Consider the following 26889-nt stretch of genomic DNA (forward strand, 5'->3'; position numbering starts at 1 on the left):
GGGCGATGCGCGCTGTCCGTTTGCGACCGAGCGCGGTTTCGCCGAGCGCCTTCCGCGAGACTGTAAACCGTGGCGATATGGAAGAACACTGTCCCCGACGATCACATCCTCCGGCTGGCGAGCAGCCTTGTCAGCCAATCCGGGTCCATTTCCGGCACGGAGGACAGAAGCCGTTCGGTATAGGGGGCATGCGGCGGCGTGAGAATTTCGCTCTTTAATCCCTGCTCAACGACTTTACCCTGGTGCATGACCACAATTTCGTCGGCGATCGCCCGCACGGTGGCAATGTCATGGGTGATGAAAATGTAGGTCATGCCGAGCTCGCGCTGAAGCCGGATCAAGAGCTTCAGGATTTCCTCTTGCACAATCTGGTCGAGCGCGGACGTGATTTCGTCGCAGATTATCAGCTCCGGATCGGCGGCCAACGCCCGGGCGATGCAAACGCGCTGCTTCTGGCCTCCCGACAGTTCGGCCGGCAGACGATCCAGGTAAGTTTCGCTCATCTCGACCATGTGCATGAGTTCGCCGATCCGCCGATCCCGTTGTGCACCCTTGAGGCCAAGGTAGAATTCAAGCGGACGAGCTATAACTTCTTCGACCGTCTGGCGCGGATTTAGGGCGTTGTCGGGCATTTGATAAATCATCTGTATGCGTCGCAGGATCTCTTTTGGGCGCAACTTCACGGTCTTGGAAAGAGCCTGGCCGGCAAAGGAAATCGACCCCGAAAGCGGGGGCAGCAGGCCGGTAACGACGCGAGCGAGCGTCGATTTCCCGGAACCGGACTCGCCGACCACAGCCACTGTTCTTCCGCGTGGAACTTTGATCGAGACATCCTGGAGCACCTTAACCGCCCGGCCGTAGGCCGCGGTGACGTTGTCTATCGTAAGCAAATATTCATCGGCCGGAACTTCGGGCTTGGCGAGCTTGCGCACGGCCCAGAGCGTCTTGGTATATTCCTGGGTGGGCGAGGCGAGCATCTGGCGCGTTTCTGCCTCCTCCACGGTTAGTCCATGGCGCAAAACCATGATGCGGTCCGCCATTTGCGCCACCACAGCCAGATCATGCGTCACATAGATTGCAGCGGTGTTGAACTCCTCCACGATGTTGCGAATGGAGGCAAGAACTTCGACCTGGGTTGTCACATCGAGCGCCGTCGTTGGCTCGTCGAAGACGATGAGGTCCGGACGGCAAGCCATCGCCATCGCGGTCATCGCCCGTTGCAACTGTCCGCCGGAAACCTGGTGAGGATAGCGAAAGCCAATGGTCTCCGGATCTGGAAGCTGAAGACGCCGATAAAGATCGACCGCACTCCGGTTCGCTTTCTCTCGGCTGGCAATCCCATGCGCCACCACGGTTTCGACAGTCTGATCGAGGAGTCGGTGGGCCGGATTGAAAGAGGCCGCCGCGCTTTGCGCGACATAGGCGATACGGGAGCCTCTGAGGCGACGCCGCCCTGTTTCGCTTAGTGCCAGAAGATTGATCCCGTCGAACAGGATCGAGCCCTGTGTAATACGGCAGCCCGGCTTGGCGTAACCCATCGCCGCGAGGCCAATGGTGGATTTGCCGGCGCCTGACTCGCCGATCAGGCCAAGAACGTCCCCCCGCTTCAGCGCCAGATCGACCCCGCGGACAATGGGATACCACCGCTCGTCCGAGAAACCCTCCACATGCAGATTGCGGATCTGAAGCAGATCCTTGCCTTTTTCGCGCAATCCGGGAGCGCTATTTTTCATCCCGCAACCCGCTTGTTGCATGCAGGAACCAGTCCACGACGAAATTCACAGAGACCGTGAGGAGGGCAATCGCGCCGGCCGGCAGCAGCGGCGTGACATCGCCGTAGGTGATCAGGGTCGCATTCTCGCGCACCATCGATCCCCAATCGGCGGTCGGTGGCTGAATACCGACCCCCAGGAAGGACAGTGCCGCGATCGTGAGGAATACGAAGCAAAATCGCAAGCCGAACTCCGCGACCAGCGGCGGCATCACGTTGGGAAGGATTTCCTTGGCGATGATCCATTTCGGGCCTTCGCCGCGCAATCGCGCCACTTCGACATAGTCCATTACCGCCACGTTAAGCCCGACGGCGCGTGCGAGCCGAAAGACACGGGTAGAATCGAGCAGCGCAATGATGATTATCAGGCTTGTGATCGACGAGCCGAAGATCGAAAGCAGCACCAGGGCGAAGATAAGGCTTGGGATCGACATCAAGACGTCCACCGCACGCGACAGTATCTGGTCGAGCCATCCTCTATACAACGCGGCAAGAAGGCCTAGCGAGACGCCGACTGCGAAGGACAGCAATGTAGTCGCGACGGCTATACCGATGGTGTTGCGCGCACCGTAAATCAAGCGTGTGAGCATATCGCGGCCGAGCTGGTCGGTTCCCAATTTGAACTGCTGGCTCCACGGTGCGAAGGCCTCGCTGAAGACCTGTGTTTCGCCGTATGGGGCGATCCAGTGCGCGAAGACCGCAACGACGACATAGCCAATGATCACGAGGATGCCGAACCAGGCACTGAAGGGTGCCTTCTTCAGCGCCGTTTTGGCCCGGGTGGCGCGCGAGCGCCTCAGCCTGTGAACCTGCGCGATGGGTTCGTAGCTGGTCATCGTGGATGCAAGAGCCTGGGATTGGTGGCGATGGAAATGATGTCGGCGGTCAGATTAAGGAGGATATAGGTCGCCGCGAAAATCAAGGCGCAAGCCTGGACAACCGGAACATCCCTTGATTTGACCGCGTCGACCATCAGCTGACCGATGCCGGGATAGACGAACACCACTTCGACGACGACCACTCCGACGACGAGATAAGCAAGATTGAAGGCCACCACCGTGACGATCGGAGCCCATGCGTTGGGCAAGGCATGCCTGAGTACGATGGCAATCGGCGAGACTCCCTTGAGACGCGCCATGTCGATATAGGGGCTTGCAAGCATGTTGATGATTGCCGCTCGTGTCATGCGCATCATGTGTGCGACGATGACGAGCGTAAGCGTGGTCGCCGGCAAGGCTACTCTCCAGACCTGATCCCAGAACGGCGTCTGGTCGTTTACGTTCGACAATGTCGGGAACTTGGGAACTGCGTTAAGTATCCAGTTCAGTGACACTGCAAGCCAGTGCGGCAGGGATTGTGCGAACTGGGAGCCGATGAATGTGTCGCGCGAGATGACCAGATAGGCAAGCATATAGGCGACGAAGAACTCCGGGAACGAAATGGTTGTCAGCGTCACTGCGTTCACCACCCGGTCGAACCAGCCATTGCGGTAGAGCGCAGCGAGGATGCCCAGTCCCAGGGCGAGCGGAACTGCGATCAGCGCGGTCATCGATGCGAGGAACATCGTATTGTAAAGGCGCGGCGCGATGATCTCGGCGACGGTGCGCCGATATCCGGTGCGGCTTGCGAACGAAGAGCCAAAATCTCCGTGGAGCATCTGCCCGACCCAGACGAAATAACGCTCGACAGGCGGACGGTCGATGCCAATTTCTCGCTGGAAGGCGGCGACCGTTTCGGGTGTCGCGGATTGTCCGAGCATCGCCTTGGCGAAGTCGCCCGGCAGCATTGCAATCGCGGAGAAGATAATGATGGAGACGATGAACAGCGTGACCAGGCCGAGGCCAAGGCGCTGCAGAACCGTTCTTGCGACCGGGTTCATTTGCTCGCGTTTCCCGTTGCCGTCGCTGCCCTGCCGGCAGGGCACACGGCTGCAAGCCGAAGCCCAGTAGCCATCGCGGGTCCGGCCCGCTCTCTCACGCAGTGGCGATCCACCAGCGTTCGGCCATCTTCAGTCCATCGTTCTCCCAGTTCGGCGCCACTTCGCCATGTGCGAGCTTGTTGGATTTGGCGCTGACGAAATTGTTGAAGACCAGCACGATGCTGCCGCCATCATCATGCGTCAGTTGCTGCATCTCGGCATACATTGCCGCCCGCTTGGCCTCATCCGTCTCGGCGCGCGCCTGGACAAGCAACTCGTTGAAGCGGGGATTTTTCCAGAACGACTCGTTCCAGCTGGAATCGGCGGCGAAGGCTTGCGTGAACATCCAGTCGGCCGTGGCGCGACCACTCCAATAGGAAGCGCACCAAGGTTTCTTGAGCCAGACATTGTCCCAATAGGCGTCCTCGGCCTCGCGCACGACGTTTACGTCGATACCGCACTGGGCTGCCGTCTCGCGGATCAGCGCAGCCGCGTCCACCGCGCCTGCAAAAGCGGCATCGGCGACCGACAGGTCCACCTTCAGTTTCTCCATTCCAGCCTTTTTCAGATAATGCTTGGCTTTCTCCGGATCGAAACTGTGCTGCGGCTGCGGATTCGTGGCGAATTTAATCGCCGGCGCGATCGGGTTGTCATTGGCCACAGTGGCGTGACCGAGAAAGATCTTGTCGACGATCTCCTGACGGTTGATCGCCCACTTTAAGGCCATCCGGACATCCGGATTATCGAACGGCGCCATCGTGACATTCATCGGCAAGGTGTAATGGCCATAGCCGGTGACCTCGACGATCTCCACCTTGGGGTTGCGTTTCAACATGCCGAGGGTCTTAAGGTCGGCGCGGCCAATATAGTCCACCTCCCCCGTCGATAGCGCGGCCATGCGAGCGGCGAGATCGGTGATGGCGATGAACTCCACCTCGTCGAGATAGGGTTTGCCGTTCTTGAAGTAGTTCGGATTGCGCTTGAGTTTGGCCGAAACGCCGGGCTGGAAATTCTCAAGCACGAAAGCGCCGGTGCGAACGCCCGATCCCCAATCCGCCTTGCCGTCCTTGGCCGGCATGATGACCAGATGGTAGTCACTCATGATGTAGGGGAAGTCGGCGTTGCCGCTTTTCAGCGTGAAGACAACCGTTTCGGGGCCATCCGCCTTAATGCTGGCGACGGGCTCAAGCAGCGGCTTCGCCGCCGACTTAGTTTCGTCGCCCATATGATAGCGAAGCGAAGTCACGACATCGTCCGCCGTCACATTCTTGCCGTTGTGGAAGGTTGCGCCCTTGCGAAGCTTGAAGACCCAGGTTTTGGCGCCATCGGACGATTCAAAGCTCTCGGCAAGGTCCGGTTGGACGTTGCCTTTGGCGTCGACCTCGGTGAGGCTGTTGGACATCGAGCCCGAGAACGCTGTCTGTGTGAAGGTGTCCGGGTAGCCGGCCGGATCGATCGAATCCGTCGTCGCGCCATGTGCCATTCCGAGCTTGGCGAAGCCGCCCTGCAGCGGTTCGGCGCGGGCCGTGCTGACGAAGAGCTTATCCGCAGCGGTGACCGTCAGCCCAGCGGCCAGCCCAAGATTAATGAAATCGCGACGGGAAATCTTGCCGCGACCGATCAGGCTTTGAGCGATAGCAAGCTTGTATCCAGATTCTGACATTTGACTCTCCCATTGCGGATTTTCCGCGTTCTTGTTCGTCACGCACCCTGTGAAGAAATCTGCCCGTTAGCCGCGATCATCATTTCTGCTACTCTTCGAATCCGTACCTCAATCAGGCCGTCACATAGATGCTGCCCGCCTCGACCGTTACTGGAAATGTGCGCGCACGAACGGACGGATCGACCAGGGCCGCGCCTGATTTGATGTCAAATTCCCAGCCATGCCAGGCGCAGCGCACGATCTCGTTTTGGCGGTGATAGATGAACTGCGCCTCTTCGACCGGTGCAGTTGTTCCACATTGCGGCCCCTCGCAAAGGGGAGCGCCGCGGTGCGGACAAACATTCAGCAGCGCGTGGAATGAATCTCCGATGCGAAAAACGCCGACCGAAAGGCTGCGGATCTTGGCGATGAAGGGAGATCCGGTTTCGATCTCGTCGACTCTACAGATGTATGTCTTTTCGGGCATCGTCTGCTTCCTCAGGCAGCATTCGCCGCTTGCGCGCGCGGGATGCGCTTGTAAACCTCCAGCGCATTCAGCCCCATGATCTTGCTCTTCCAGGCAGGAGGGATTTGCAGCGTGTTGGCATCGTCATAGTCCCAATGCGGATAGTCGGAGGCAAACATCAGCGTATTTTCGCCGTCCATCGCCTCGAGAGTGGACCAGAGATGCTGAATATTTGCGGGCTGCTCCAGCGGCTGCGTGGAAAAGCGGATATTTCGCCGGCAATATTCGGACGGCAGCATTTTCAGCCATGGCGTCTCTTTGCGTAGGGCTTTGTAGTCGGCGTCCAGGCGCCACAATACCGATGGCACCCAGGCGACGCCGCATTCGATGACCACGAAGTAGAGGTCCGGCCATTTTTCGAAGACGCCATGCGCAATCATGCTTGCGACATGCGAAATGGCCGACATGTGCAGGATGGCATGGGTCTCCCAGAAGAATGTCGTCGGGGCCGGAGCAATCCCGGTCGAATTCACGCCACCATGGCCGCCCAGATGAATGGCAAAGGGCAGCCCCACCTCGGCGCAAGCCTCATAAATTGGATGGTAAAACGGATCGCCATAGGGCTTGACGGAGCCTTGCGAAGCGAGAACCTGAACCATGCGCGGGTGATTGCCCAGACGGCGTATCTCGGCGGCCGCGAGCTTCGGATCCTGTGGCGCGACGATGGTCGAGCCCATGAAGCGATCGTCCTTCGGCAGCCATTGGTCGATCTGATAGTCATTGTAGGCGCTGACGAGGGCGCTGGCATAATAGGGATTGGCGAGGGTGGAAGCCTCGATCGGCTCATCGCCGGTCAGGATCGCCACATCGACCTTGTACTTGTCGAGGTGTTTTTCCTTCATGATGAGATAGTTGTCGGCTTCTGTTTTCGGACGGACGTCCTTGCGTGAGAAGTCCTGCGGATGAAACCAGGGACGATGGCCATGCGGGAAGGCGCCAACGGGACCTGTCTTCTCGCCTTCAACGAACATGTCCTTCCATAGGCCGGAAAGGTAAGGCTCCAATACAGTCGCGCTCGACCAGTAATTGTGACAATCGCAGTCGACTATGAACACGTTGCTCAGCTCCGTAGCTTCAGCCTGGACGATCTGCCGGCCGATTTCACCGCGTGCAGCTTCCGCCTTGAGTATTGTTTGATCAAGCTTATGATCCTGCGCAATATGATCGACTTTTTCGATCGGAGGTCATGTGCAGCTAGATCACATCGAAACCTTTCTCGACATCATCGAGTCGCGAAATTTCAATCGTACCGCCGACCGGCTGGGGTTGACCCAGTCGACGATCAGCACCCGCATCAAGAATCTGGAGAGCGCGATCGGGTCCGAGCTCTTTCTGCGCGGGCGCGCCGGCGCTGAGCCGACAGCCGCCGGGCGGCGGTTCGAAGCCTATGCCAGATCCTTGCTGTCGACGTGGTCGCAAGCTCGACACGATGTGCGAGCGTTCAACCGTTTCGAGGGCACGTTGCGCATCGCCGCACAGGTGGGGATGACCCGTTCGGTCCTGCCGGGATGGGTCGAGACACTGTGCCAGGCGCTTCCAAAATCCTCGATCCATGTCGAGTCGGACTATTCGAACCAGATGGTCAGCGACCTAAGCATGGGAAATCTCGATATTGCCGTGCTTTATGCGCCTCGCTACCTGCCTGAGATCGCCTACGAGCATCTGATGGTCGAGGAATATGTGATGGTTTCGACGGCTGCCAGAACGCTGTCTGATGTCGACCCTGAAACCTACATTCGCCCAGGCTACACCGCGGTGCTGGAAAAGACGCACGCAGAGCTGCTGGCCGAGCTTGCGATCTGTCGGCTTTCGACGGGATCGGAAACTCTGGCGGAGATCATGCTGCGACGAACGGGCGGCACCTGCTACATGCGCAGCGACGATGCGCGCCGGTTCACGGCCGAGCTCCCATCGTTCCTCGTCGAGGGAGCGCCGACGCTGCACCAGCCAGTCCACACCGCGATCCTTGCGCGCCGCAAACACGAACCCATTATTCGCAAGGGCATCCGAGCTCTCCAGGTGGCTGTAATGTCCCTGGAAGTGTAATCGAAATTACCGATCATAACGGCAGGATTGCGCGGCTGTTCAGCGGGGTTTGAAGTGGCATCTTGGCTCCACTTCAAACCCGAGTTGAATGATGAATGCTTACGCGGCCTTTGCAGCCTCCGGCTTCGCCCCAACAAAGCTTCACCGCCAGTGGGCACAGACCACGCCGCAGCTTGTGCTCTGCCGACGCGTGATCGACGAGACGCACGACGTGAAAACATTCGTTCTCACACCCGCTTCAGATCGGATGTTCTGCTTCAGCGCTGGCCAATATGTTGTGGTGCACCTGAGGATCGAGGGCGCCGCGGTGACACGCTCCTACTCTGTTTCATCACCGCCGACGCGACCGCTCGACCTGCAGATCACCGTGAAACGGACGCCGGGCGGGCTCGTTTCGAATTGGCTCCATGACAATTTGAAGCCGGGCGATGGCATCGAGATCGAAGGGCCGCTCGGCTCGTTCAATCTCGACGATCTGCCGCATGCAAAGTCCCTCTTCCTTTCAGGTGGCAGCGGGATAACTCCCGTCATGTCGATGCTGCGGGCATTTACCGACCGCGCAGCAAACCAGGATATCCACTTCATTCATAGTGCGAGAACGCCGGACGACATCATTTTTCGGCTCGAACTGGACGCACTTGCCGCTCGCTTTCCCAATGTTCATGTGACTTGCATTTGCAGTCATGGAGACCCGGCCTGGACGGGTCCAACCGGGCGAATTAACAGTGAGATGCTCCTGACCTTGGTTCCCGATCTCCATAGCCGCACGATTTTTGCCTGTGGGCCGGAATCCTACATGAAGGCTGCACGCAGCTGCCTCGATGCAATCGGGCTCGCCCCTTCACAGTATCATGAGGAGAGCTTCGGGGGCGGCAACTTTTCGCGTTCGCTATCCGATTCAAAGGTTTCGTCTTCGGTCCGCTTCGCCCGCTCCGGCCTTGCATATCACTGCGCGCCCGGAGAGACCCTAGGCGGACTGACCTTGGAGGACAAATCGGCAGGCTACATCCTGGCGTGCTGCAGCCGCCCACAAGGCGACATTTTGCTTGATCTATAATTGTACCCATCGCGGAACGAAATCGGGCAGCCTTTGCGTTCAACGACCAAGCCATACTACTGCGACCGCAAGTGATTAGGTTTCGGAACCCGGATGGGCTCGCCCGATTTCTGGCGCAGCTCACGCTGGGCATCGCAAACGACAAAAGTCCTACCCAGCAATACGCTTGAGCTATCATTCAGCCGTTGCATGGGATGGACCTCGACACAAAGAGGCGCGGCAATTCGGCTCCAGCTACACCGTCGCAGCCGGATCAGGGGCGTTGCGGTTGAGATGAACCGCAATCGAATTACGGTTCACCAGGCGAGCAGCGAGGACACGGTGTTCAAACGGTGCGGTGTCGCCAGCCAGCCTCTTCAAGAGAAGCTCGGCTGCCGTCGCCCCGATCAGATGCGCCGGCTGCGCGATGGCTGTGATACCTTGGGCCACGAACTGCATCCAGTCGAGATCGTCGAAGCAAAGCAGCGAAACCTCTCCCGGAATCGCAAGCTTCAGTGCGGATGTCGCCTCCAGAACGCCTGTCGACATCACACCGTCGGCGGTAAACAGGGCGGACGGCGCATTGCGCATTGTCAGCAGATCGAGTGCCTCCTTTCGGGCTGCCTCGCTGGAATAGACCGCCACGCGGCGGATCAACTGTGGATCCGGCGAAATGCCCGCAGCGCGATGGGCTTCGAGATAACCCAACAACCGTTGCCAGCTTGGATGATGGTAGCGAACGTCGGAGCTGGAGAGATCAGCGTTTGTCACAAAGGAACCAACATCATCGCGTTGGTCCGGCCCGAGTTCCGCCAATATTCCGATGCGGCTGTGTCCGGCGGCGATGATCGCCGCTATGCTGCTACGCGTTACAGAAACGTTATCGACCACGACCGAATCGGTTTCCATGCCCGCCACGATGCGATCGAACTGCACGACGGGACAGCCGGCCGCGACTGCGTCACGAAGATGATCCGGCTTGTCCAAGAAGGTCGATGAGACGACTAAACCATCGACCTGCTTTTCCAACAGCAGCTGCACCGCCTCTCGCTCGAGTTCGGCATTTTCGTCACTATTCGTAACGATAACCCCGAAGCCGCCACGGCGCGCGACGTCCCCTATTCCGCGCAGCACGCTTGCATAGAATGGGCTTTCGATGTCGCCCACGACAACGCCGATAGTCTGGGTCTTACCGGTGATCAGACCTTTGGCCAGGCGATTGGGCCGATAACCCAGCGCAGATGCCGCGGCGCGCACCTTCTCCTGGACCTCAGGGCTGCTGTACCCGTAGTCACCAAGCACGCGCCCAGCCGTGGCAGAGCTCACTCCAGCCCGGCGAGCGACTTCGATGATAGTTGCGTTTTTGGATCTTTGAGTCACCCAGCAAGTCCCGCCGACCATGCAACGTCGTGGCGACGAACTAGCGGCAGTTAGGCACGCCCCGCAAGGCCGAACACCCCAGAACCCGCCGCTGCGCACACCATTTGAATCACAGCACCTCCGACAGAAAGCGTCGAAGACGCGGGCTCTGCGGATTGTCGAATAGGTCTTCTGGCCGGCCTGCCTCGACGATCCGCCCCTCGTCCATGAACACGACCTGGTTCGCGACCTTGCGAGCGAAATTCATCTCGTGTGTAACGACCACCATCGTCATCCCGCCCCGCCCGAGGTCGGCCATCAAGTTCAGGACACCTTTGACCAATTCTGGATCGAGGGCGCTGGTGACTTCGTCGAACAGCATAATTTCGGGTTCGAGGGCGAGCGCACGCGCGATGGCCACCCGCTGCTGTTGCCCGCCCGAGAGATTGGCCGGCCGATGGTCCTTACGCTCCAGCAGTCCGACTTCATTTAGCCTCGCCAAGGCCGCGTCATTAGCCTCCTCGCGCGACATGCGTTTAACTTTGCGCAGCGCCAAGGTGATGTTGGCGAGCGCGCTACGGTCGGGGAACAGATTGAACTGCTGGAAAACCATGCCCACGCGCCGCCGGAGTTGGTCAGGGGTCTGCTTGTAGATGCTTTCGCCGTCGAGCAGAATGTCACCGGCTCGGCATTCTACGAGACGGTTGAGGCAGCGCAGCAAGGTCGACTTGCCCGATCCGGACGGACCGATGAGGCAGGTGACGGTCCCGGGCTCCACTTTCAGACCGACGTCATGCAGCACCTGGACGGCGCCGTAGGCCATGTCGATATTTTTGACCTCGATGCCGGCACCCTTGAAGCGTGTGGGCGCTGCTGCAGGCAACGTCGCTGCTCCCGGCACGACGGCTTCGGCAAGCTCGGCGACCTCTTGGAGGCCACTCTGCACGGCGGTTATTCGTTTGCCGACGCGCATGCGCGCGTCGATGTAGTTGACGAGATGGGTCAGCGGCACCGTGATCACGAGATAGAACACTCCGGCCAGCAATAGGGGCGACAAGTTGCCGGTCAGCACAGCCTGGTCCTGGCCGACGCGGAACAGTTCGCGTTCGGAGGCGAGCAGACCAAGGAAATAGACCAGGCTGGAGTCTTTGACATTGCCGATGAACTGGTTGACCAGTGCAGGCAGGACGCGACGGATGCCTTGCGGGATCACCACCAGGCGCATGCCTTGGCCATACGTCATACCGAGAGTGCGCGTGGCGTCGATCTGACCCCGCTCGACGCTCTGAATGCCGGCGCGGAAAATCTCCCCGATGTAGGCTCCGGCGATCAGGCTGAGCGCCAGAATGCCCAGCGGATAAGGCGATGGACCGAACAGATCTCGGCCCAACCGCGCGAAGCCTTGGCCAATGATCAGGATTGTGACAATGGCAGGAAGCCCACGGAATATATCGGTGTAGACTCGGGCAAGGAGTTTCAGCGGCCGGTTCTCTGAAATTCCCATGACTGCGAGGACGATACCGATCAGCGTCCCGAAAAACGTCGAGGCAAGGGCCAGGATCAAAGTGTTCTTGAGGCCGACCATCACCATGTTTGGCAGAACTTCTGCCATCGCCTGGAAATCAAGGAAGCTGCGGGCGAAGGTATCGAACCAGCTCATATCAAGTCCATCTATAACTCGGCCGGGCACCGTTGCTGACGGGCCCGGCCGGAAACGAAAATGAATACGCGCGAATTTACTTCTTGGGCAGATATTGATCCGGCATCGGAGTGCCCGGGAACCATTTCTCATGCAGCCGTTTCCAAGTGCCATCGTCCATGGCCTTGCGCAGCGCCTTGTTGAGCGCCTCGCGGAAGGCATCGTTGCCTTTCTTGACCACGAACCCGGCCGGCGCATCGAAGGACGGCACGTTCATTGTTATCTTCAGGTTCTTGTAGCGCTCCACATACTGCTTGGCGGACTCATAGTCAGTGAAATGGCCATCAATCGTCCCGTTATTCAGCGCCGCCACCGCAGTGTTGTTGTCGGGAAATTTGACAATGTCGCCCTTGAGGTTCTTCTCGGCATAGATTTCCTGCAGCGTTCCCTGGATCACGCCGATGCGCTTTCCGGCGGTGCTCTCATTGCTCGTCAGTGCCGGATCCGCCGAAATGATCGACAGGTAGCCGGCGAGATAGCCGTCGCCAAAATCCACCGTCTTCTTGCGCTGCGCCGTTGTGCCGATGGCGGCGACAGCGACATCGAAGCGGCCGTTGGCAACGGAGGGCAGCAGCGCCGAGAATTCCTGGCCGGTGAAAACGACCTGCTCCTCCTTGAACCCGAGCCGGCGCGCCACATCACGGAAGAGTTCGGCGTCGAAGCCGGTGAAGTTGCCGTTGGCATCGGTGAAGACATAGGGTTTCGCATCGCCCATGGTTCCGACGCTGATCACCGTCGGGTCGATGAGGTTATAAGGGTTGTCCGCTGCGTTTGCCTGAGTTGACGAGGCCAACGTGCCAAGTCCTGTCAACAGCGCGATCGTCAGCGCCAGACCGGATTTCAAAAGTAGGCGCCTGCTCGAATTCGTGTGCATGTCTTCTCCTCTTACGATTGGCCGAACTCGGCCTTGCGATCCCACTCGACGTCTCATCTATCAAAACGCTCTTGGACGGCGTTCGGTCAGGAACGTGAGAACGTTATCATTTTCTCTAGCATTGTCCATTTCTCGCGTCAATTGTTTCGGAGAATTTCGCAGCTAGATGGTTTCCAGTGTTAAGCGTGGGGGATCTTCGGCGTCATCTTTCCTAAGTCGATTGCTGTCGCATGGCCGATTGCCCCGTAGTACCGGCAGGTAGCAGCCGCCGCGTCCGCGGCATGGCCGAGGATGTCTTGAGGCGCCTCTTTCTTAAGCAGGCCGAACAGCGTTCTTGCGATGAAGGTGTCGCCCGCGCCCAGGGTGTCGACGGGTTTGACCAACCGCGCCGGGGTTCGGTAAGAGACGGTGTCGCCGTGAAGCACCGCGCCGGCTCGACCACGAGTCACAAGAACCCACTTTGAACCACATGCAAGCAATTCGGCCGCGATTGCGGCCAATTCCTTGTCGTCGAGACCGTCACCCGAGACACAAGCCAGATAGCAATAGGGTCCAATCTCGCGTCGATGTCCCGGGTCCCGTCGCGTGGAAAAATCATAAGACAACAGTGACTTACTTGATACAGCGGCAACCCACGGGTCCAAACCGCTGGACTGGCCGATGTGGACGGCCTGAAAGCCCGAGAGAAAATCCAGATCTTCTTGCGTCGGCGTAAACACCGAAACTCCGAGATCGAAGTCCAGGAAAATCCGATCGGCGTTGCGGTGACCTATGAGGCAGTAAGCGGTCGGTCCCTCGAGACGCCGTAATCGGGTGATGTCCACGCGCTCCGACGCCAGTGCACTGCAGATAAGGTCCCCTGCCCGGTCTTTGCCGATCGCTCCGACATAGGCCGATCGCCCGCCGAAGCGGCTGACATAAACCGAGACATTGAGGCAATTTCCACCAGGATACATCTCGTCGCGAGCAAGATAACAATCGACCACGTTATCGCCTATCGCGGCAATCTTGACCATTGCAGGACTTTCAGTTTAAAGGGTGTGATAACGTTCGCACAATGGCCGCCCACCTGTCAATTGTGGGCCCGCCCCTAGCTCTGCCAACGAGACGAGGAAGCTCATGATTTCCGCCCTGCCCTCCGACGTGGAACGCGCCCTGACCGCTACGGCGGGCACGCAGTTTTCGCACCTATTCCTCGTGGCGTGCGGCGGTTCGCTCTCGATCATGATGGCAGGCAAATACTTCGTCGACCGTCACAGCGGCGCATTCGCCTGCGACATCTACAACGCGGATGAGTTCGTCTGCCGAGACCCGCGACGGTTGGGACCTGACGCGCTCGTTGTCCTTTGCTCGCAGACCGGCACCACCCGCGAAACTGTGCGAGCGGCCAATCATGCAAAGAATCGAGGCGCAACGACAATCGGCATGACGCTCGACCAGATATCGCCCCTCGCGCTGGCGGTCGACCACGCAGTCGCCTACCAGGCCTCCTACACGACGGGCAAAGCAATCGATTCAGCCTGCAGCAACTACGGCGTGCTCTATATGTTGCTCGCCGGCCTGATCGATGCTCGGGAGGATGCCGGGCTAACTGCCGATCTGCTGAGGAGCCTGAGCCATCTTCAGCCGGCGATCGAGCGTGCGCACCGGACCTATGCCGACCGGTTTCAGGCCTTCGCCCCCCGTTTCGCGCCGCGCAATGCGATCCACACACTGGCCAGCGGTGCCAGCTATGGTGCGGCCTATTCGTACGCCACCTGCGTGTTGATGGAGATGCAGTGGTACGATTCGCAGGCCATACACGCCAACGAGTTCTTTCACGGCCCATTTGAGGTGGTCGACCGGGACGCTTGCTTCGTGGTCTTAGTGGGTTTGGACGAAACGCGGAGCCTTCCCGAACGTGCCCGAGACTTCCTTTTCAAGTACGGCAGCCGGGAAAACGTCCTGGTGCTCGATGGAACTGAACTCGACCTCAGTGGTATGTCCGAACACATCAAACCCTATCTCGTGCCCTTGGTCTTCTTCGACACGCTTTGGCGTTTTGCCTACGAGCTGGCCGCCCTGCGCGGCCGGCCAATGCTTGAGGGCCGGCGCTACATGAAGAAGCTCACCGACTATTAGTTCCGCCGCGCTCTGCAGCCATCCAACAACTCCCAGCCCGGCTTCTGCGAAGAAGGATTTCTCCATGACTGCATCACCAAAGCCGCGCCATGTCGTTGTTATCGGCGCGGGCATCTTCGGCATCTCTTCCGCGTTGCACCTTGCTCGTCTTGGCCTTGATGTAACGCTTGTCAACGACGGCGCGCCAGCCAACGGTGCATCCGGCCGTTCACTTTCCTGGCTGAACTCAGCGCGACGTGCGGACACTGCCTACCACCGCTTGAGGCTTGCAGGCATCGACCGTTATCGGACCCTGGCCGCCACAAGGCCGGAAACGGAATCGTGGCTTCGCTTTGACGGCGGCCTCACCTGGGATGCGGATGACGAGACGAACCAGATCGCGTCCGTCTGCCAGTTGGAGCAGGATATTGGTTATGACGCGCTTCTGCTCGGCCCTGCCGAAGTCGGTGCAGTGGTGCCCGGCGTCAACGCGAGCGCAATTACCCCCCAGGGCGCCATCTTCAATCCTGGCGAAGGATGGGTTGACCTGCCGTCTTTGATCAGTCTGCTGCTCAATGAGTTCCGCTCCCGTGGCGGCAAGTTTGTTCGGGACGCTGGACGCGTCCGGATAGATGCCACAGGTGGTCGCGCGCGTGGCGTCGTCACTGCCGACGGTGTGCCGGTAAAGGCGGATGCAGTGGTCCTTGCGGTCGGGCCAGCGACGCCTATCATGCTCGCAGAGATCGGAGTTCGTGTCCCCGACGCCACGCCAATTTCACTTCTCTTGAAGACCAAGCCGATCAAGACCGAGCTCCGTGCCGTGCTGAATACGCCCCGCGTGGCGGTTCGCCCGACGCCGGATGGCGCACTTGTTTTGGATTCGGCGTGGTCGGAGGAAGAAGTCGTGGTCAACTCTGACGGAACCTACACCGTGCACGACAAGACCGTCAAAGGACTGCTCGAGGAGGCTAGTGCGGTGCTCGAGGGCAATCCGCGGCTCCAACTCGCTGCCTATGCAGTTGGCCCGAAGCCCATCCCCGGCGACGGCGAGCCAGTGCTTGGCTGCGTCGAGACCGTTGCCGGACTTCACGTCGCCTTCAGCCACAGCGGCGCCACGCTTGGATTGATCGTCGGCGAATTGCTTGCCAAAGAAATCGCCTCTGGCAATCCGCATCCCATGCTTGCAACGTTCCGCCCTAATCGTTTCAGCTGAAAGGGCAATTTGGGGCAAGGCCGAACTGTCCAGATGGGTCGCGGGCCTGGGGAAGAGCGGCGTGATCAGGTTGTCGTGCTACGGCAACAGAGACGGCGAGAGATCGGCGCTGCGCGTCCAAGCGCGAACGCTCGAAGAAGAATGCCCCGCAAACTATGGTCAGATAGCCACTCGCGATCCACTGGAGTGCGCTAACCGCGACAAGTTGCGCAAGCTTCCGCCCGCAAAATCAGACACTGCGCATAATCAGAAGCCGTTGCCCCAGAACGATTTCACCTTGTCAAGAGACGGCCCGCCTTGCGGCGTGCGAGGGGTCGGCAATGACTTGACCAAGCCTTGACCAAGGGTCAGGATTGCGCCTATCGTCGCGTGCAAGAGCGATTGTCGAGCAATCCACACTCAGCTCGGCAATGAACACGGCTCACCACGTTGACCCGACGCGCGCAAGGACAGGAAATGACCATCACGGTGAAAGTTGGCGAGGCCAAAACGCATCTCTCGGAACTGCTTTCAAGGGTAGAAGCCGGCGAGGAGGTGATTATTTCGCGCGGCAATGATCCCATCGCTAAACTGTCGCGGATTCAACGGCGCAACGATGTCGAAGCCGTGATCGAAGAGATCAGCGCTGCCCGCGCCCGCGCCAAGCCCGTGACGCAGGACGAAATTCGGGCCTGGCGCGATGAAGGGCGCCGCGCTTGATGGCGATCATCGTCTGATGCCTTTCGTTGTCGACCTTTCCGTGGCGGCTGCCTGGATTCTTCCTGATGAAGACAGCGAGGCGGCGGCCGCCCTGATGCGACGATTGCCGGGAGCAACGGCGCCTGTCCCTTCCCTGTTCTGGCACGAGGCGCGTAACGTCGTATTGATGGCCGAGCGGCGTGGCCGCATCGCGGCGGGCGAAGCTGCCACCACCATGGCACGGCTGCGCCGATTGCCGCTGGAGGACGCCGGCGGCGGGTCGGACGGCGCAGTGCTGACATTAGCGGCTTCGCACGGGCTCAGCGCCTATGACGCCGCCTATCTGGCGCTGGCAATCGAAACCGAGTTGCCGCTGGCCACCCTCGATCGGAAGCTCGCACTTGCCGCACGCCGCCAGGGAGTCCAAATTCTCGGGCCGCTCGCGAATGGCAATTGACCTCTTCGCTCGGCCACCTGCCTATGTTATTCGACGTGCAGAAGTCTTTGACGCTCTCGATTCCGTGCTGCCTCTGGACCACCGCGACTTTCTCGCCGAAGAACCCGAGAAGATCGCAGGTAGACCGCACCAAGAGTCTCTACCTTGTTGGAATCAGATGCAGTGCAGACTTCCCGCCCTTCACGGCCGCCGCTGACAGCTTGCGGTCAAAGCTGGCAAGTTGGCCGCCGCGCGCCTTGGCAAGCGCGAGAAGGTAGGTAGCCGTCACCTGCGCCGAGGTCAGGATTTTGGCTGCATCAATGTCGCCGGAGCGAACCAGGCTCACATCGTCGGGCCAGAAGCTGTGCCCGTGCAGGGTCCGCAACTTGGTAACGATTCGCGCAACAACAGCTGGTGAGCCGGGAGAACTGGGATATCTTTGGTTGCCGACGATGCGCAGGACGCCGTTTTCGGTGACGGGACACGTAGCCCATGCGGAGTTTACCGGTCTCTTCGAACCAGCCATGCGCGTCGTCATGGGCGACGTGGCCAGGATCTATCAGTGCGATCAGCACATTCGAGCAGGAGCGTCACGGCAGTTCGTCTCGCAAGGCATTGACCGTCTCAAGCGTGACAGGAGGTGCATCCGGCCGAGGCGACAGAAGAGGAATCCCGTTGCGCTCGCCGCCGGCTTGAGGCCGACGCAGCGAGCGCCGGGCGAGATCGGTGATGACCTCGCCGAGGCTGCGATCCTGCTGCCGGGCGATGGCCTTGGCTGCAACCAGGACATCGTCATCGATCGCCAATGTGGTTCTCATGTTGCCCTGCTTGGTGCGCATCAAACATCACGCATCATATAGAATAGCGACGTCGGATACTCAACCGGTGCGAATAGCCGGCGGACTTGGCGTGGAACGCGTTTTGTGCCGGAAGGATTGTCGCTTCACGGCTTCAACCTTTGTATGCGACGAGAACTGCGCCCCCTGCTGCAATCAGTGAAACGCCAAGCCAGTTCGGCAGGGACAATTGTTCACGGAGGAAACCCACTCCGAATACCGTGTCAAGCGCGCCGCTTAGCCTGGCGTCACCGAGCAACTCCCCCTCCCATAATGCAGCATCAGGGCTGCGGTCACATATCTTGATTGTGTTTTGCTGACATCAGCCAGATCCAGCCACGTCGACAACGGCCTTGATCAGACCGGACTTCTGCTGCGCCCAGATTGCGATGTCGCGTGGGCTGTCGCGCAGGGTGGTGCGATGGGTGACGAGTCGGTCGATTGGTATTTTTCCAGCGCGGATCGAGGCAATGACGTGCTGGAAATCGCTACGCGTCGCGTTGCGACTGCCGATCAGCATCATTTCCCGCTTGTGGAACTCTGGATCTGAGAAGGTTATGTCGTCCGGCACGACGCTGACCATCACCATGACGCCACCATGGGCAACATAGGCAAAGGCAGCCTGCATCGAACGGCTGTTTCCCGTTGCGTCGAAGACGACGTCGAAACCTGCTCCCGCAGTTCGCTCCCCTATCGTTTCGACGATCGATCCCTTCGACCCGTCGATCACCAGAAAGCCCAATTGTCTTGCGGCAAAGGCCAGCCGCTCGGCATCGACGTCCATGACGGTCACGTTGAGTTGCGCTATGCGCGCAAAAAGCGCGGTGCCAAGGCCGATCGGCCCGGCGCCGATAACCAAGGTGCGAATGCCCGGCCCCGCCATGGATCTGCGCACCGCGTGAGCACCGATGGCCAGAAACTCGACCGTGGCAGCCTCGACCGGTGACAGGCCGGCCGCTGGTATCAAGTTCTGCGCCGGCACGAGAATCTGCTCGCTCATGGCACCGTCACGGTGCACGCCAAGCATCTCGATCGACATGCAGCAGTTCGGCTTTCCCTGGCGGCAGGCGGCACAATTTCCGCGGGCAAAATAGGGGTTGACGAGGATTTGCTCTCCAACCGACAGGTCCACCGGCGCGTTGATTGCAGCGATTGTTCCCGAAACCTCATGGCCCATGACGCGCGGATAGGCGAGATAAGGATGCCTGCCCTCGAAGATGTGGTAGTCGGTTCCACATATCCCGACATAGGCGACATTGATCAGTGCCCAGCCTTCGGGCGGAGTGCCTGGTGCCTGCTGCTCCTCAAACATCAGCCTGGCCGGCTCAGCGCATCCACTTCTTTTGCGGGTGCGCCAAATTAAAATAATCCCCCCCCGTCCAATGGGGGCGCCCGCTGGGGGCGGGGGGGCCCCCCCCCCGCACCGCTGGTGGATCACTCGAAGTCCTTGACGTTCTGCAGCGTCACCAGTCCGGCGCCGGTATCCACATTGGCCTCGACGGGTTCCCCGCGGATGGCCTTGACGACGGTGTCGATGCCAAGCTCACCCATTTTCGCTGGAAATTGAGCTACGCTGGCGTCCTCCGCTCCCGACTTGATCGCTTCGATCTCACCGCAGCACGCGTCGAAGCCGACCACTATGAGGTTGTCGTTGGCAATGCCGGAATTGCTGATCGACTTGACGGCGCCAGGGATCGGCGGACCGCAGGCCGAGTAGATCGCCTTGAGATCGGGATTGGCGGTGAGGATGTCTTCGGTCACTGACGTGCCAAGTTCCAGCGTGCAGTTGGTTGCGCCCTTGCCGACGACATCGACCTTGACGTCGCCCAATCCCTCCATCATGCCCGTGACCCGGTCATCCAGAGCCGGCACCCCGGGAACGCCTTGCAGGATACCGATCTTGTCACCCAGGCGCCCCACTTGAAGCCGGAAATACGCCTTCTCCCGCGAGAGCCTAAACGCCTCAAACCGGGCCATTGGTCCGGACGCGAGAAGGCCCTGGCTTTGCGTCCGGGACAGCCAGGACCCACTTATCCGACGGTGAATTCTGCGCTGCCTAAGCAGTGCGGCTGCACGCCCCTTTGCGATCCCGTTTGGGATCCACATTGAGGTTAACTCTGATGATCTGCCCCATCTTGTCAGAAAAGGACATTTCGCTTGACCTTACGAGTAAAGGAAAGCAATCAGCCTTGACAAAAATCGCGATGAGGATTGCGCGGACAACTGGGCTTTGATGAGCAGATGGTTCTCCGTGGTCTGTTCGACCGCGAGTGTCTCGGCTCGACGGGCATCGGTCGTGGCGTCGCGATCCCTCACGCTCTGCTGGGCACGATCTCTTCGCCAGTCGTGTCCGCTTGGCCCAGCCGTTGACTTCGACGGCCTCGACGACGACCAGTCGATCTCATTTAGCCTGTACTCTGGCCGAGCTCTGCTAATTCCGCCTTCCTCCCTGCCCTTCGCAAAGATGCCGGCTGCTTCGAGTAGCTCATGTTCGGGAGTGACTCCGATTGGCACGGTCAGCTGATGGGGTGCTGGCGATTGTCGAAAATGAGCCGCTTCCGGGAATTTTCCACCAATTTGCATACTTCTCGTGTCGGGTGTCTGGGCAGTTCAGCAATGCCTAGATTCCTGACGCGGCGCATAGCGCAGTGAACAAAGAGGGCTCTCCACCAGCCGATGAGGCGGCCTTCGCGGAGGATTGAAGCATCTTCGGGTGTAACCCAACAGAATGTCTGCGTCGTCACATTAATCTGAGGCCGCGTCGCGCTCTGGCAAAGCACGGTCTGGTTCTCCCGCGGGCACTGCGATCGATCAGCTCCGCATCGTTGAGCGCAGAAAAACCCGCCTCGACTGCCGCTGAGCGCGCCATCCCCGCCTCTGGAACGGTTTACATACTTTGCCGTTGCTAAAGGCACCTGCAGGAGCCAGGCATGAGAGTGTTCCAACCAGTTTTGCCCCTCGCCGTGTTCGCGTTGCAACTCTTTGCCGTGGAGTCATTTGCTCAGACCGAGCAGCAAGATCCTCCGGGGCAAGGCGCATCATCGACAACCGAAGATGCCGAGGATGTCGGCGTCGACGTTTCGCTTGGCAGGCACGAAGTGAAACAGCAGATCGCACGGGAGCTTGGAATTTCCGAGGTGGAAGTGCCTCTGGCAGTTCATGTGCCTATCGAGCTCGCCAAGCGGGTCTGCGAGAAAGAGGTATTCGACGCACGCTCCAATGTGAACCGAAGCTGCACCGCGACGAAATACATCCCGGAAATTGCCGAAGCAGCACGAAATCGTCCGCAAACCTCTGCCGTTCCGGAGCAATAGTCGAAGACGAATACTATAGGATAGAGAAGGGGTGCTTGGCTTGCTCAGGGCGATCGACAAGGCGCCGCCACGAAAGTGTGGAGCGCTTGCGCGTAAGTTTTCAGGCAGCGTCGATATCCGCTTGGCTTCCGCGAGCAGTTGCGTCGAGGTGAGTTCAACTACATCGCAAAACAGGTCCGCGGTCCCTATACACTGCTGATCTGCTCGGCAACTTCGTCCAGGTTCGACCGCTGAGGGCGCCGACAGTTTCGTCATTCAGGACAGCAAGATCGTCGTCTGGTCCATTCACTAAGGTTGCACCCCAAGGCGGCTGGGTAAGCCGGCGGGCCTCTTCCACTCACCGCATCGGACTCGTCACAGCCTTTGTTCAGTACCGGCGTCATCCACCAGAAACGTCCTGATCACACATGCGGCGGCATTTCCTCGAATCGGCCGAAAAGCGGCGCAATTCACCCACACGTCGATCCTGCCGAAACGCGACACGGCAAAGCTGCGCATTCGCTCCACGGCCGCATCGCCCGCCATATCCGCGGCAAAGGTCAGCGCCTCACCGCCCAAGCCGGCACACTCCTTGGCGACCTTGTCGAGTGCGTCCGCGTTTCTTGAGACCAGCACCAGCCGTGCGCCTTGCGCGCAAAACCCAGAACGGTCGCTCTGCCGATGCCGCTGGAGGCGCCGGTGACCACCACGACGGCTCCCAGCACGTCGGCCATTCGTCAAAACCCTATCGGGATCGTTCCGAGCGAGAGTTGAGCTCCTCACCTTGTTCGGGATGCATCCCTACCCTGTGCTCGTAGACAAGCGTTCCGCCTTTCCAGCCGGTATAAAGGAGTAGCAGAACGACAATCGTGGACAGCGCCAGGCCCCAGGGCAAGGCGCCCTCGGCGGCACCGGCACTTAGGCGCAGGATGAAGCTGGCCAGCGCCAGCACCACGGCCACGACGTTGCCGACCATATGGTGCCACGCGGCATTGATGGACCGCACCCTTGAATTTCCAAGAAAATCGGCAAAGCCGGCCAGCGCCGCGGCAGCGCTCATCAAAAGGGCAAAGCCGAGCAGCCAGAAGGATGCTTCGGCCCAGAATGCATTGCCGGTCGACCAGAACACTAAATCCGACAGGAATACCGATACGAGCAATGCGATCGGGAAAGGGATGAGCATGGGGTGAATCGGATGGCTGCCGATCTTTGCGGTGGTTGCAACGCCCAGCAGATGATTTGCGCGATCGTCAGCCATGCCAAACAACGTTGAAGGCGGCCCGGGGGTTCCAATCCGGCGCGAACAGCTTCGATCAGCGCTATCGAGAGTTGTTCTCAGCGGCGCGATGCGCAGGATTAAAACCTGCGACTTAAATATTCCGAGCCGCGCAGCCGAACCGCCATTCGGCCTCGGCGGCCTTGGAAATGCCGATCCTGCGGCCTGTCAGAACGTGCTGCGTTCGCGCGGTGGGCTGACGTAGGCCGGGTCTCGACGATGATGCCGCCGACGCCGTGCAAAGCGCCGGCCCTACCTGTTGTTTTTGAGGAGACGAGCTTCCCTCAGGATTGAGCCGCGATCGAAGCCGACCAGCGACACTATCTCGCGTATCTGATGTTCGGATGCGCCTGACTCTCGCGCGAGTTCGCTGACGATTTCAGGTTTCAGGCCGGGCCGTGCTTGTTCTTCCGCCATTACATTGTGCCTGGTGTCGGGCCCAAGAGTGCGATAGTCGCCCCCAAGCGCAGCGGCCATGTTGTGTTGCTAACGATTTGCTATTGTACGCTTTCGGACCAATTCTAGCCAGGGGATTCGCTCAGGACCGTCCAAGCGCCTGCCGGGAAGCCTCGACAGAAGTTCTTCCTCGTCCACTAGTCCGGCTATGTAATTTGCAATGATCCGGGACGCCAGCGCTTCGCGTCGCTGTTCAGATAGAGCGTCGGACTTGAGCCGGTCGAACACGCGGCCCAGCAGCGCTAGTTCAGATGGATAGAAGACGCCCGCCTCTTCGGCTTTTCGGTGGATCGGCATGTGATCCTCCCACGCCGGATGAATATGCTGCGCAACTAATCCCATTCGGCGACGGGAGTTAAGAACGAGCGGTCGCATCCCTGCAGGTGGTGTAGCTCGGCGGTACCGAAGCCGCTCGCGAGCGCGCCCTCGATGGCGCTGTTAGCGAGTGGCTTTGCGTTGGTCATCGAAAGTTCGCCGGTAAAGTGGGGTTTGCTGACACAACCGGATTCGAAGGAACCATCGATGACCGATGACATGATGAACCTGCGCGCGCCCGTGGAGAAGACTCCGGATTGAACGAAGCCGCTGACGCGTCATTTGGTGCGTAGGTTTGCGGATGACGCTTCTGATTTGAAAGATTGCGGCTGTTGAAGCGCAATCTTGAGAACAGGAGTTTGAGATGGCCCAGTTGAGCCCTCTTCGCCGACGAATGATCGAGGACATGACGATCCGCAATCTGTCGCCGGCTACCCAGCGATCCTGCACGCGGTGACCAATTTTCGCGCTATTTCGACCGCTCACCGGACCGGCTCGGCCTGGAGGACGTCCGCGCCTCCCAGGTCCATCTGGTTTCGGCGGGAGTCTCGTGGCCGGCGCTGAACCAGACGGTGTGCGCGCTGCGGTTTTTCTACGGCGTGACGTCCACTTCATGAGGAACGTGCTGGCCCATGCCGGCAAGGGCGCTGCGTCGTTTCCGCTTTCATCGCCAGCGCCTTCGCCCAGGAAACGCCCGAGGTCGCGAGCACGCAATGGCGCGCCGTGGCTGATCAGATCCGGCCCAAGGTCCCGAAGCTCGCCACCATCATGGACGACGCCGAGCCCGACATGCTTGCCTAAATGACTTTCCCCAAGGAGCACCGCGCCAAGCTGCACTCGATCCAACCCGATCGAGAGCCTCAACGACGAGATCAAGCGGCGCACCGAGGTCGTCGGCATCTTCCCAAATGATGACGCCATCGTCCGCCTGGTTGGCGCGATCCTGCTCGAACAGAACGACGAATGGGCCGTGCAGCGCGCTAGACACATGACGCTGGAAACCATCTGCCAAATGAGCGTCTGCCTGAAGGATTTCCGCTGTCATCGAGTCCTTCGGCCGGATTTTTCGCAGCGGACCTTTGCCCGCACCCTCGCGCCGCTAATCCGAGAGGCAGCGCGATAGCTCCTCACTTGTCTCCCAATCAATACGTGATCCTCGTTCCGGAACGTCCGCAATGGACGCGGAGCCGAGATGCTCAAGCCGCTGCTGACGCGGCGGACTAGAATCAGGGGTCAACCCGACCGTCGCTCGCTGCTGGCTGCCGGTGTGCCGTGGCCGAAGGAACAACAAGAGACTGGTCCAGTTAGAGCCATGCATGCGTCGATAGAAATGAAAGAGGAGATGACAATGGCGACGAAAAAAAGCTCTCAGGGCAGCTCCAAGGGCTTGGAAGACCTTTTCTATGATGGTCTGAAAGACATCTACTACGCCGAACGCAAGATTCTGACGGCCCTCCGGAAAATGGCAAAGGGCGCGGAGTCCGAAGAGTTGAAGGCGGCGTTCGAAAAACATCGTGACGAGACAGAGGGTCAGATTGAGCGTCTGCAGCAAGTTTTCGACGCGTTTGGCAAGAGAGTCCAAGGGAAAACGTGCCCGGCGATCGACGGCATCATCGAAGAAGGACAAGAGATTTTGGAGGAGTTCCAGGAGGCTCCGGCATTGGACGCGGGTCTCGTGGCTGCAGCCCAGTCCGTCGAACATTATGAAATAGCGCGCTACGGAACTCTTGTCACATGGGCCGGCTTACTTGGTCTGAAAGACGCAGTCCCGCTACTCGAACAGACGCTCAAGGAAGAAAAAGCAACCGATGAGGCGCTCACCCGACTAGGCGAAGCAGGCGTCAACGAACGGGCGATGCAACAGGCCGCATAACTTCGGATCGACTCGACGCGACCGCGGCCAAGGCAGACGAGATTGGAGCTTGGTTGTATTCGCCAATCCTGGCACACGCGTATAGGCCGCCGAGCCGTCGACGTGGTTGGTAGCCGACCGGTTTCGACTAGCCACCGGAACTGACAATGGGGACTGCGAATGCGATCACTTGCGCACGTCTTGGGCGACAGGATGTTGGTATGAACGAGGATACCGCTCGTCGGCCCACGGCAGGCTCTTCCGGGTTCGACAGCTTTTTCATGGCTGGTTTCGAGTGTTCCTCCCACAGGCGCGCCGACGGGGCCCGTCTTGATCTGATCCGCGCGACCTCACATGACATCCATGCACATGGCGACTATCGCCGTTGTGCCGAGCTTGGGCTTCGCACGATCCGCGACGGCTTGCGCTGGCACCTGATTGAAACGGCGCCCGGAGTCTTCGACTGGTCGAGTTGGACGTCGGCGATCGAAGCAGCCCAGGCGGCCGGGGTGCAGATTATCTGGGATATCTTCCACTATGGCTCGCCAGACCATATCGACCAAGGTGGCCCGGGGTTTATCAAGGACTACGTCCGTTTCGCCGCGGAAGCTGTTCGGGTTCATCGCTCCGCAACCGGGGTGGCTCCCCTGGTGTGCCCGATCAACGAGATTTCGTTTTTTGCATGGGCGGTGGAGGTCGGCTATTTCCCCCGCGTCGGGCCGAACAAGCGTGGATGGTTCAAACGACACCTTGTCAGGGCAGCGGTCGCCGGCGTGAGGGCCATGCGGGAGGCCGAACCCGGCTGCAGGTTCATCTGGGCTGAACCGCTGATCCATATTGCTCCTCGTGACCGTACTCACCCCGAGCGGCGGCGCGCCGAAAATGCTCGCCAGGGCCAATTCGAGGCGTATGACATGCTGATCGGGCGCGTGGAACCGGAGTTGGGCGGCAGCGAGGACGTTGTGGACGTCATCGGCCTCAACTTCTATCCGCACAACCAATGGTACTTGAATGGCCCAACGATACCGATGGGGCACCACGAATACCGTGCACTTTCGGAAATGCTGGTCGAGGTCGCCGAGCGATACAAGAAGCCGATGTTCATCGCCGAGACCGGCGCCGAAGGTTCAGGCCGGCCAGCCTGGCTTCACTACGTTTGCGACGAAGTGCGCGACGCGACGAGCCTCGGTGCACCTGTTCAGGGTATATGCCTGTACCCGGTGACGGCCTACCCAGGTTGGGACAATTCGCGCCACGCCGAAGTCGGCTTGTTCTCCACCATTCATGCGGACGGCTCGCGCACTGTTCGCAAGCCACTTGCGGACGAGTTGGAGCGCCAGCGCCAATCGTTCTTGGCGTTTGAGGAACAACAAGCAAGGGCGCCTTAGGCTCGCTGATAGGAACAGTGCGCGCTTTTCAGCTGCATCAACAGCACAGCATATCTAGAGCTGTTCGCCGAGAAGCCGAGAAACATGGGCCTCTTTGGCCGTGGGTCGCCCGACGCCGGTCAGGCCGGCGCATCATTCACTCGGCCGCCTCGCGCTGCGTCGGCGTGACGAGCAT

The 26889-nt window shown here is 59.7% G+C and carries 26 protein-coding genes and 4 pseudogenes; 12 read left to right on the forward strand and 18 right to left on the reverse strand.

Features of this window, described 5'->3' with window-relative positions; translation table 11 throughout:
- Positions 1-101 precede the first annotated feature (101 nt).
- The 6 genes from NKI39_RS16275 to NKI39_RS16300 all read right to left on the reverse strand — a co-directional run bounded on the left by NKI39_RS16275 (position 102) and on the right by NKI39_RS16300 (position 6912).
- On the reverse strand, positions 102-1733 hold the full coding sequence (locus NKI39_RS16275) for an ABC transporter ATP-binding protein (RefSeq protein ID WP_352833000.1): 1632 nt from the start codon (positions 1731-1733) through the stop codon (positions 102-104).
- The gene (locus NKI39_RS16280; protein ID WP_352614852.1) at positions 1723-2607 is read right to left on the reverse strand and encodes an ABC transporter permease; all 885 of its coding nucleotides are present in this window, start codon (positions 2605-2607) and stop codon (positions 1723-1725) included. The genes NKI39_RS16275 and NKI39_RS16280 overlap by 11 nt, the downstream gene beginning before the upstream one ends.
- The gene (locus NKI39_RS16285; RefSeq protein WP_352833003.1) at positions 2604-3650 is read right to left on the reverse strand and encodes an ABC transporter permease; all 1047 of its coding nucleotides are present in this window, start codon (positions 3648-3650) and stop codon (positions 2604-2606) included. The genes NKI39_RS16280 and NKI39_RS16285 overlap by 4 nt, the downstream gene beginning before the upstream one ends.
- A gap of 94 nt (positions 3651-3744) precedes the next feature.
- A complete protein-coding gene (locus NKI39_RS16290) occupies positions 3745-5352 on the reverse strand; it encodes an ABC transporter substrate-binding protein (protein WP_352833006.1) in 1608 nt (535 codons plus the stop codon).
- A 112-nt stretch (positions 5353-5464) separates the two neighbouring features.
- Entirely contained in the window at positions 5465-5818 is a 354-nt protein-coding gene (locus tag NKI39_RS16295) for a Rieske (2Fe-2S) protein (protein WP_352503722.1), read from the reverse strand.
- Positions 5819-5829: 11 nt separating this feature from the next.
- Entirely contained in the window at positions 5830-6912 is a 1083-nt protein-coding gene (locus NKI39_RS16300) for an amidohydrolase family protein (protein ID WP_352833008.1), read from the reverse strand.
- A 133-nt stretch (positions 6913-7045) separates the two neighbouring features.
- Here NKI39_RS16300 and NKI39_RS16305 point away from each other — a divergent pair, with 133 nt between their 5' ends.
- On the forward strand, positions 7046-7903 hold the full coding sequence (locus tag NKI39_RS16305; RefSeq protein ID WP_352503720.1) for a LysR family transcriptional regulator: 858 nt from the start codon (positions 7046-7048) through the stop codon (positions 7901-7903).
- Positions 7904-7994: 91 nt separating this feature from the next.
- A complete protein-coding gene (locus NKI39_RS16310; protein ID WP_352833011.1) occupies positions 7995-8960 on the forward strand; it encodes an FAD-binding oxidoreductase in 966 nt (321 codons plus the stop codon).
- A 234-nt stretch (positions 8961-9194) separates the two neighbouring features.
- On the opposite strand, the gene NKI39_RS16315 is transcribed toward NKI39_RS16310, so the two are convergent.
- The 4 genes from NKI39_RS16315 to NKI39_RS16330 all read right to left on the reverse strand — a co-directional run bounded on the left by NKI39_RS16315 (position 9195) and on the right by NKI39_RS16330 (position 13887).
- Positions 9195-10340, reverse strand: a complete 1146-nt coding sequence (locus tag NKI39_RS16315; RefSeq protein ID WP_352614842.1) for a LacI family DNA-binding transcriptional regulator — start codon at positions 10338-10340, stop codon at positions 9195-9197.
- Positions 10341-10428: 88 nt separating this feature from the next.
- Complete coding sequence (locus tag NKI39_RS16320) at positions 10429-11958, reverse strand: amino acid ABC transporter permease/ATP-binding protein (RefSeq protein ID WP_352833036.1); 1530 nt, start codon at positions 11956-11958, stop codon at positions 10429-10431.
- A gap of 76 nt (positions 11959-12034) precedes the next feature.
- On the reverse strand, positions 12035-12871 hold the full coding sequence (locus tag NKI39_RS16325) for an ABC transporter substrate-binding protein (RefSeq protein ID WP_352503716.1): 837 nt from the start codon (positions 12869-12871) through the stop codon (positions 12035-12037).
- Positions 12872-13050: 179 nt separating this feature from the next.
- Positions 13051-13887 carry a PfkB family carbohydrate kinase gene (locus NKI39_RS16330; RefSeq protein ID WP_352833015.1) on the reverse strand — a complete coding sequence of 279 codons (837 nt, stop codon included), beginning with the start codon at positions 13885-13887 and terminating at the stop codon, positions 13051-13053.
- Positions 13888-13990: 103 nt separating this feature from the next.
- Here NKI39_RS16330 and NKI39_RS16335 point away from each other — a divergent pair, with 103 nt between their 5' ends.
- The 4 genes from NKI39_RS16335 to NKI39_RS16350 all read left to right on the forward strand — a co-directional run bounded on the left by NKI39_RS16335 (position 13991) and on the right by NKI39_RS16350 (position 17319).
- Positions 13991-14992: an SIS domain-containing protein gene (locus NKI39_RS16335; RefSeq protein WP_352833017.1), complete on the forward strand. Its 1002-nt coding sequence runs from the start codon at positions 13991-13993 to the stop codon at positions 14990-14992.
- A gap of 64 nt (positions 14993-15056) precedes the next feature.
- The gene (locus NKI39_RS16340; protein WP_352833020.1) at positions 15057-16184 is read left to right on the forward strand and encodes an NAD(P)/FAD-dependent oxidoreductase; all 1128 of its coding nucleotides are present in this window, start codon (positions 15057-15059) and stop codon (positions 16182-16184) included.
- Positions 16185-16640: 456 nt separating this feature from the next.
- Positions 16641-16883, forward strand: coding sequence for a type II toxin-antitoxin system Phd/YefM family antitoxin (locus NKI39_RS16345; RefSeq protein ID WP_352467423.1), 243 nt, complete (start codon positions 16641-16643; stop codon positions 16881-16883).
- Positions 16864-17319: a type II toxin-antitoxin system VapC family toxin gene (locus NKI39_RS16350; protein WP_352540699.1), complete on the forward strand. Its 456-nt coding sequence runs from the start codon at positions 16864-16866 to the stop codon at positions 17317-17319. The genes NKI39_RS16345 and NKI39_RS16350 overlap by 20 nt, the downstream gene beginning before the upstream one ends.
- Before the next feature lie 139 nt (positions 17320-17458).
- Here NKI39_RS16350 and NKI39_RS16355 read toward each other — a convergent pair.
- The 5 genes and pseudogenes from NKI39_RS16355 to NKI39_RS16375 all read right to left on the reverse strand — a co-directional run bounded on the left by NKI39_RS16355 (position 17459) and on the right by NKI39_RS16375 (position 20111).
- Positions 17459-17873: pseudogene (locus NKI39_RS16355) on the reverse strand (TA system VapC family ribonuclease toxin).
- Between the two features lie 15 nt (positions 17874-17888).
- The gene (locus tag NKI39_RS16360) at positions 17889-18116 is read right to left on the reverse strand and encodes a hypothetical protein (RefSeq protein WP_023679266.1); all 228 of its coding nucleotides are present in this window, start codon (positions 18114-18116) and stop codon (positions 17889-17891) included.
- A 133-nt stretch (positions 18117-18249) separates the two neighbouring features.
- Positions 18250-18354: pseudogene (locus tag NKI39_RS16365) on the reverse strand (EamA family transporter); the annotation flags it as partial.
- Between the two features lie 102 nt (positions 18355-18456).
- Positions 18457-19446 (reverse strand): zinc-binding alcohol dehydrogenase family protein, encoded by a 990-nt coding sequence (locus NKI39_RS16370; protein ID WP_352833023.1) that lies wholly within the window; start codon positions 19444-19446, stop codon positions 18457-18459.
- A gap of 122 nt (positions 19447-19568) precedes the next feature.
- Positions 19569-20111, reverse strand: coding sequence for a sugar ABC transporter substrate-binding protein (locus NKI39_RS16375; RefSeq protein WP_352833025.1), 543 nt, complete (start codon positions 20109-20111; stop codon positions 19569-19571).
- 264 nt (positions 20112-20375) lie between these two features.
- Between NKI39_RS16375 and NKI39_RS16380 the strand changes: the two genes are divergently transcribed.
- Together NKI39_RS16380 and NKI39_RS16385 are read left to right on the forward strand one after the other, a co-directional pair.
- Positions 20376-20504: a PTS sugar transporter subunit IIA gene (locus NKI39_RS16380; RefSeq protein WP_352833039.1), complete on the forward strand. Its 129-nt coding sequence runs from the start codon at positions 20376-20378 to the stop codon at positions 20502-20504.
- Positions 20505-21064: 560 nt separating this feature from the next.
- A complete protein-coding gene (locus tag NKI39_RS16385) occupies positions 21065-21448 on the forward strand; it encodes a hypothetical protein (RefSeq protein WP_352833027.1) in 384 nt (127 codons plus the stop codon).
- A gap of 354 nt (positions 21449-21802) precedes the next feature.
- Here the strand turns inward: NKI39_RS16385 and NKI39_RS16390 are convergent, their stop codons facing one another.
- The 3 genes from NKI39_RS16390 to NKI39_RS16400 all read right to left on the reverse strand — a co-directional run bounded on the left by NKI39_RS16390 (position 21803) and on the right by NKI39_RS16400 (position 23695).
- Complete coding sequence (locus NKI39_RS16390; RefSeq protein ID WP_352833030.1) at positions 21803-22210, reverse strand: SDR family NAD(P)-dependent oxidoreductase; 408 nt, start codon at positions 22208-22210, stop codon at positions 21803-21805.
- Positions 22173-22685, reverse strand: coding sequence for a DUF2231 domain-containing protein (locus tag NKI39_RS16395; RefSeq protein ID WP_352833042.1), 513 nt, complete (start codon positions 22683-22685; stop codon positions 22173-22175). Before NKI39_RS16395 ends, NKI39_RS16390 begins: the two co-directional genes overlap by 38 nt.
- Positions 22686-23491: 806 nt before the next feature.
- Positions 23492-23695 (reverse strand): hypothetical protein, encoded by a 204-nt coding sequence (locus NKI39_RS16400; protein ID WP_352833031.1) that lies wholly within the window; start codon positions 23693-23695, stop codon positions 23492-23494.
- Positions 23696-23838: 143 nt separating this feature from the next.
- On the opposite strand from NKI39_RS16400, the pseudogene NKI39_RS16405 reads away from it, so the two are divergent.
- The 4 genes and pseudogenes from NKI39_RS16405 to NKI39_RS16420 all read left to right on the forward strand — a co-directional run.
- A pseudogene (locus NKI39_RS16405) lies at positions 23839-24079 on the forward strand (phage integrase N-terminal SAM-like domain-containing protein); the annotation flags it as partial.
- Positions 24013-24492: pseudogene (locus NKI39_RS16410) on the forward strand (transposase); the annotation flags it as partial. The pseudogenes NKI39_RS16405 and NKI39_RS16410, both read left to right, overlap by 67 nt.
- Before the next feature lie 330 nt (positions 24493-24822).
- The gene (locus NKI39_RS16415) at positions 24823-25347 is read left to right on the forward strand and encodes a YciE/YciF ferroxidase family protein (protein WP_352833044.1); all 525 of its coding nucleotides are present in this window, start codon (positions 24823-24825) and stop codon (positions 25345-25347) included.
- Between the two features lie 200 nt (positions 25348-25547).
- A complete protein-coding gene (locus tag NKI39_RS16420; RefSeq protein ID WP_352833034.1) occupies positions 25548-26714 on the forward strand; it encodes a glycoside hydrolase family 1 protein in 1167 nt (388 codons plus the stop codon).
- Positions 26715-26889 lie beyond the last annotated feature (175 nt).

The sequence above is a fragment of the Mesorhizobium sp. M0664 genome, from assembly GCF_040320565.1.
Classification (GTDB): Bacteria; Pseudomonadota; Alphaproteobacteria; order Rhizobiales; family Rhizobiaceae; genus Mesorhizobium.

Bases quoted from the DNA above. Each gene is read 5' to 3' on its own strand.
- NKI39_RS16295 (WP_352503722.1), bottom strand. From the start codon at position 5,818: ATGCCCGAAAAGACATACATCTGTAGAGTCGACGAGATCGAAACCGGA.
- NKI39_RS16345 (WP_352467423.1), top strand. From the start codon at position 16,641: ATGACCATCACGGTGAAAGTTGGCGAGGCCAAAACGCATCTCTCGGAA.
- NKI39_RS16340 (WP_352833020.1), top strand. From the start codon at position 15,057: ATGACTGCATCACCAAAGCCGCGCCATGTCGTTGTTATCGGCGCGGGC.
- NKI39_RS16370 (WP_352833023.1), bottom strand. From the start codon at position 19,446: ATGTTTGAGGAGCAGCAGGCACCAGGCACTCCGCCCGAAGGCTGGGCA.
- NKI39_RS16325 (WP_352503716.1), bottom strand. From the start codon at position 12,871: ATGCACACGAATTCGAGCAGGCGCCTACTTTTGAAATCCGGTCTGGCG.
- NKI39_RS16280 (WP_352614852.1), bottom strand. From the start codon at position 2,607: ATGACCAGCTACGAACCCATCGCGCAGGTTCACAGGCTGAGGCGCTCG.
- NKI39_RS16380 (WP_352833039.1), top strand. From the start codon at position 20,376: ATGGTTCTCCGTGGTCTGTTCGACCGCGAGTGTCTCGGCTCGACGGGC.
- NKI39_RS16330 (WP_352833015.1), bottom strand. From the start codon at position 13,887: ATGGTCAAGATTGCCGCGATAGGCGATAACGTGGTCGATTGTTATCTT.
- NKI39_RS16420 (WP_352833034.1), top strand. From the start codon at position 25,548: ATGAACGAGGATACCGCTCGTCGGCCCACGGCAGGCTCTTCCGGGTTC.
- NKI39_RS16360 (WP_023679266.1), bottom strand. From the start codon at position 18,116: ATGAGAACCACATTGGCGATCGATGACGATGTCCTGGTTGCAGCCAAG.
- NKI39_RS16290 (WP_352833006.1), bottom strand. From the start codon at position 5,352: ATGTCAGAATCTGGATACAAGCTTGCTATCGCTCAAAGCCTGATCGGT.
- NKI39_RS16310 (WP_352833011.1), top strand. From the start codon at position 7,995: ATGAATGCTTACGCGGCCTTTGCAGCCTCCGGCTTCGCCCCAACAAAG.
- NKI39_RS16315 (WP_352614842.1), bottom strand. From the start codon at position 10,340: ATGGTCGGCGGGACTTGCTGGGTGACTCAAAGATCCAAAAACGCAACT.
- NKI39_RS16320 (WP_352833036.1), bottom strand. From the start codon at position 11,958: ATGAGCTGGTTCGATACCTTCGCCCGCAGCTTCCTTGATTTCCAGGCG.
- NKI39_RS16335 (WP_352833017.1), top strand. From the start codon at position 13,991: ATGATTTCCGCCCTGCCCTCCGACGTGGAACGCGCCCTGACCGCTACG.
- NKI39_RS16375 (WP_352833025.1), bottom strand. From the start codon at position 20,111: ATGGCCCGGTTTGAGGCGTTTAGGCTCTCGCGGGAGAAGGCGTATTTC.
- NKI39_RS16350 (WP_352540699.1), top strand. From the start codon at position 16,864: ATGAAGGGCGCCGCGCTTGATGGCGATCATCGTCTGATGCCTTTCGTT.
- NKI39_RS16275 (WP_352833000.1), bottom strand. From the start codon at position 1,733: ATGAAAAATAGCGCTCCCGGATTGCGCGAAAAAGGCAAGGATCTGCTT.
- NKI39_RS16395 (WP_352833042.1), bottom strand. From the start codon at position 22,685: ATGGCTGACGATCGCGCAAATCATCTGCTGGGCGTTGCAACCACCGCA.
- NKI39_RS16385 (WP_352833027.1), top strand. From the start codon at position 21,065: ATGAGAGTGTTCCAACCAGTTTTGCCCCTCGCCGTGTTCGCGTTGCAA.
- NKI39_RS16285 (WP_352833003.1), bottom strand. From the start codon at position 3,650: ATGAACCCGGTCGCAAGAACGGTTCTGCAGCGCCTTGGCCTCGGCCTG.
- NKI39_RS16415 (WP_352833044.1), top strand. From the start codon at position 24,823: ATGGCGACGAAAAAAAGCTCTCAGGGCAGCTCCAAGGGCTTGGAAGAC.
- NKI39_RS16400 (WP_352833031.1), bottom strand. From the start codon at position 23,695: ATGTCATCGGTCATCGATGGTTCCTTCGAATCCGGTTGTGTCAGCAAA.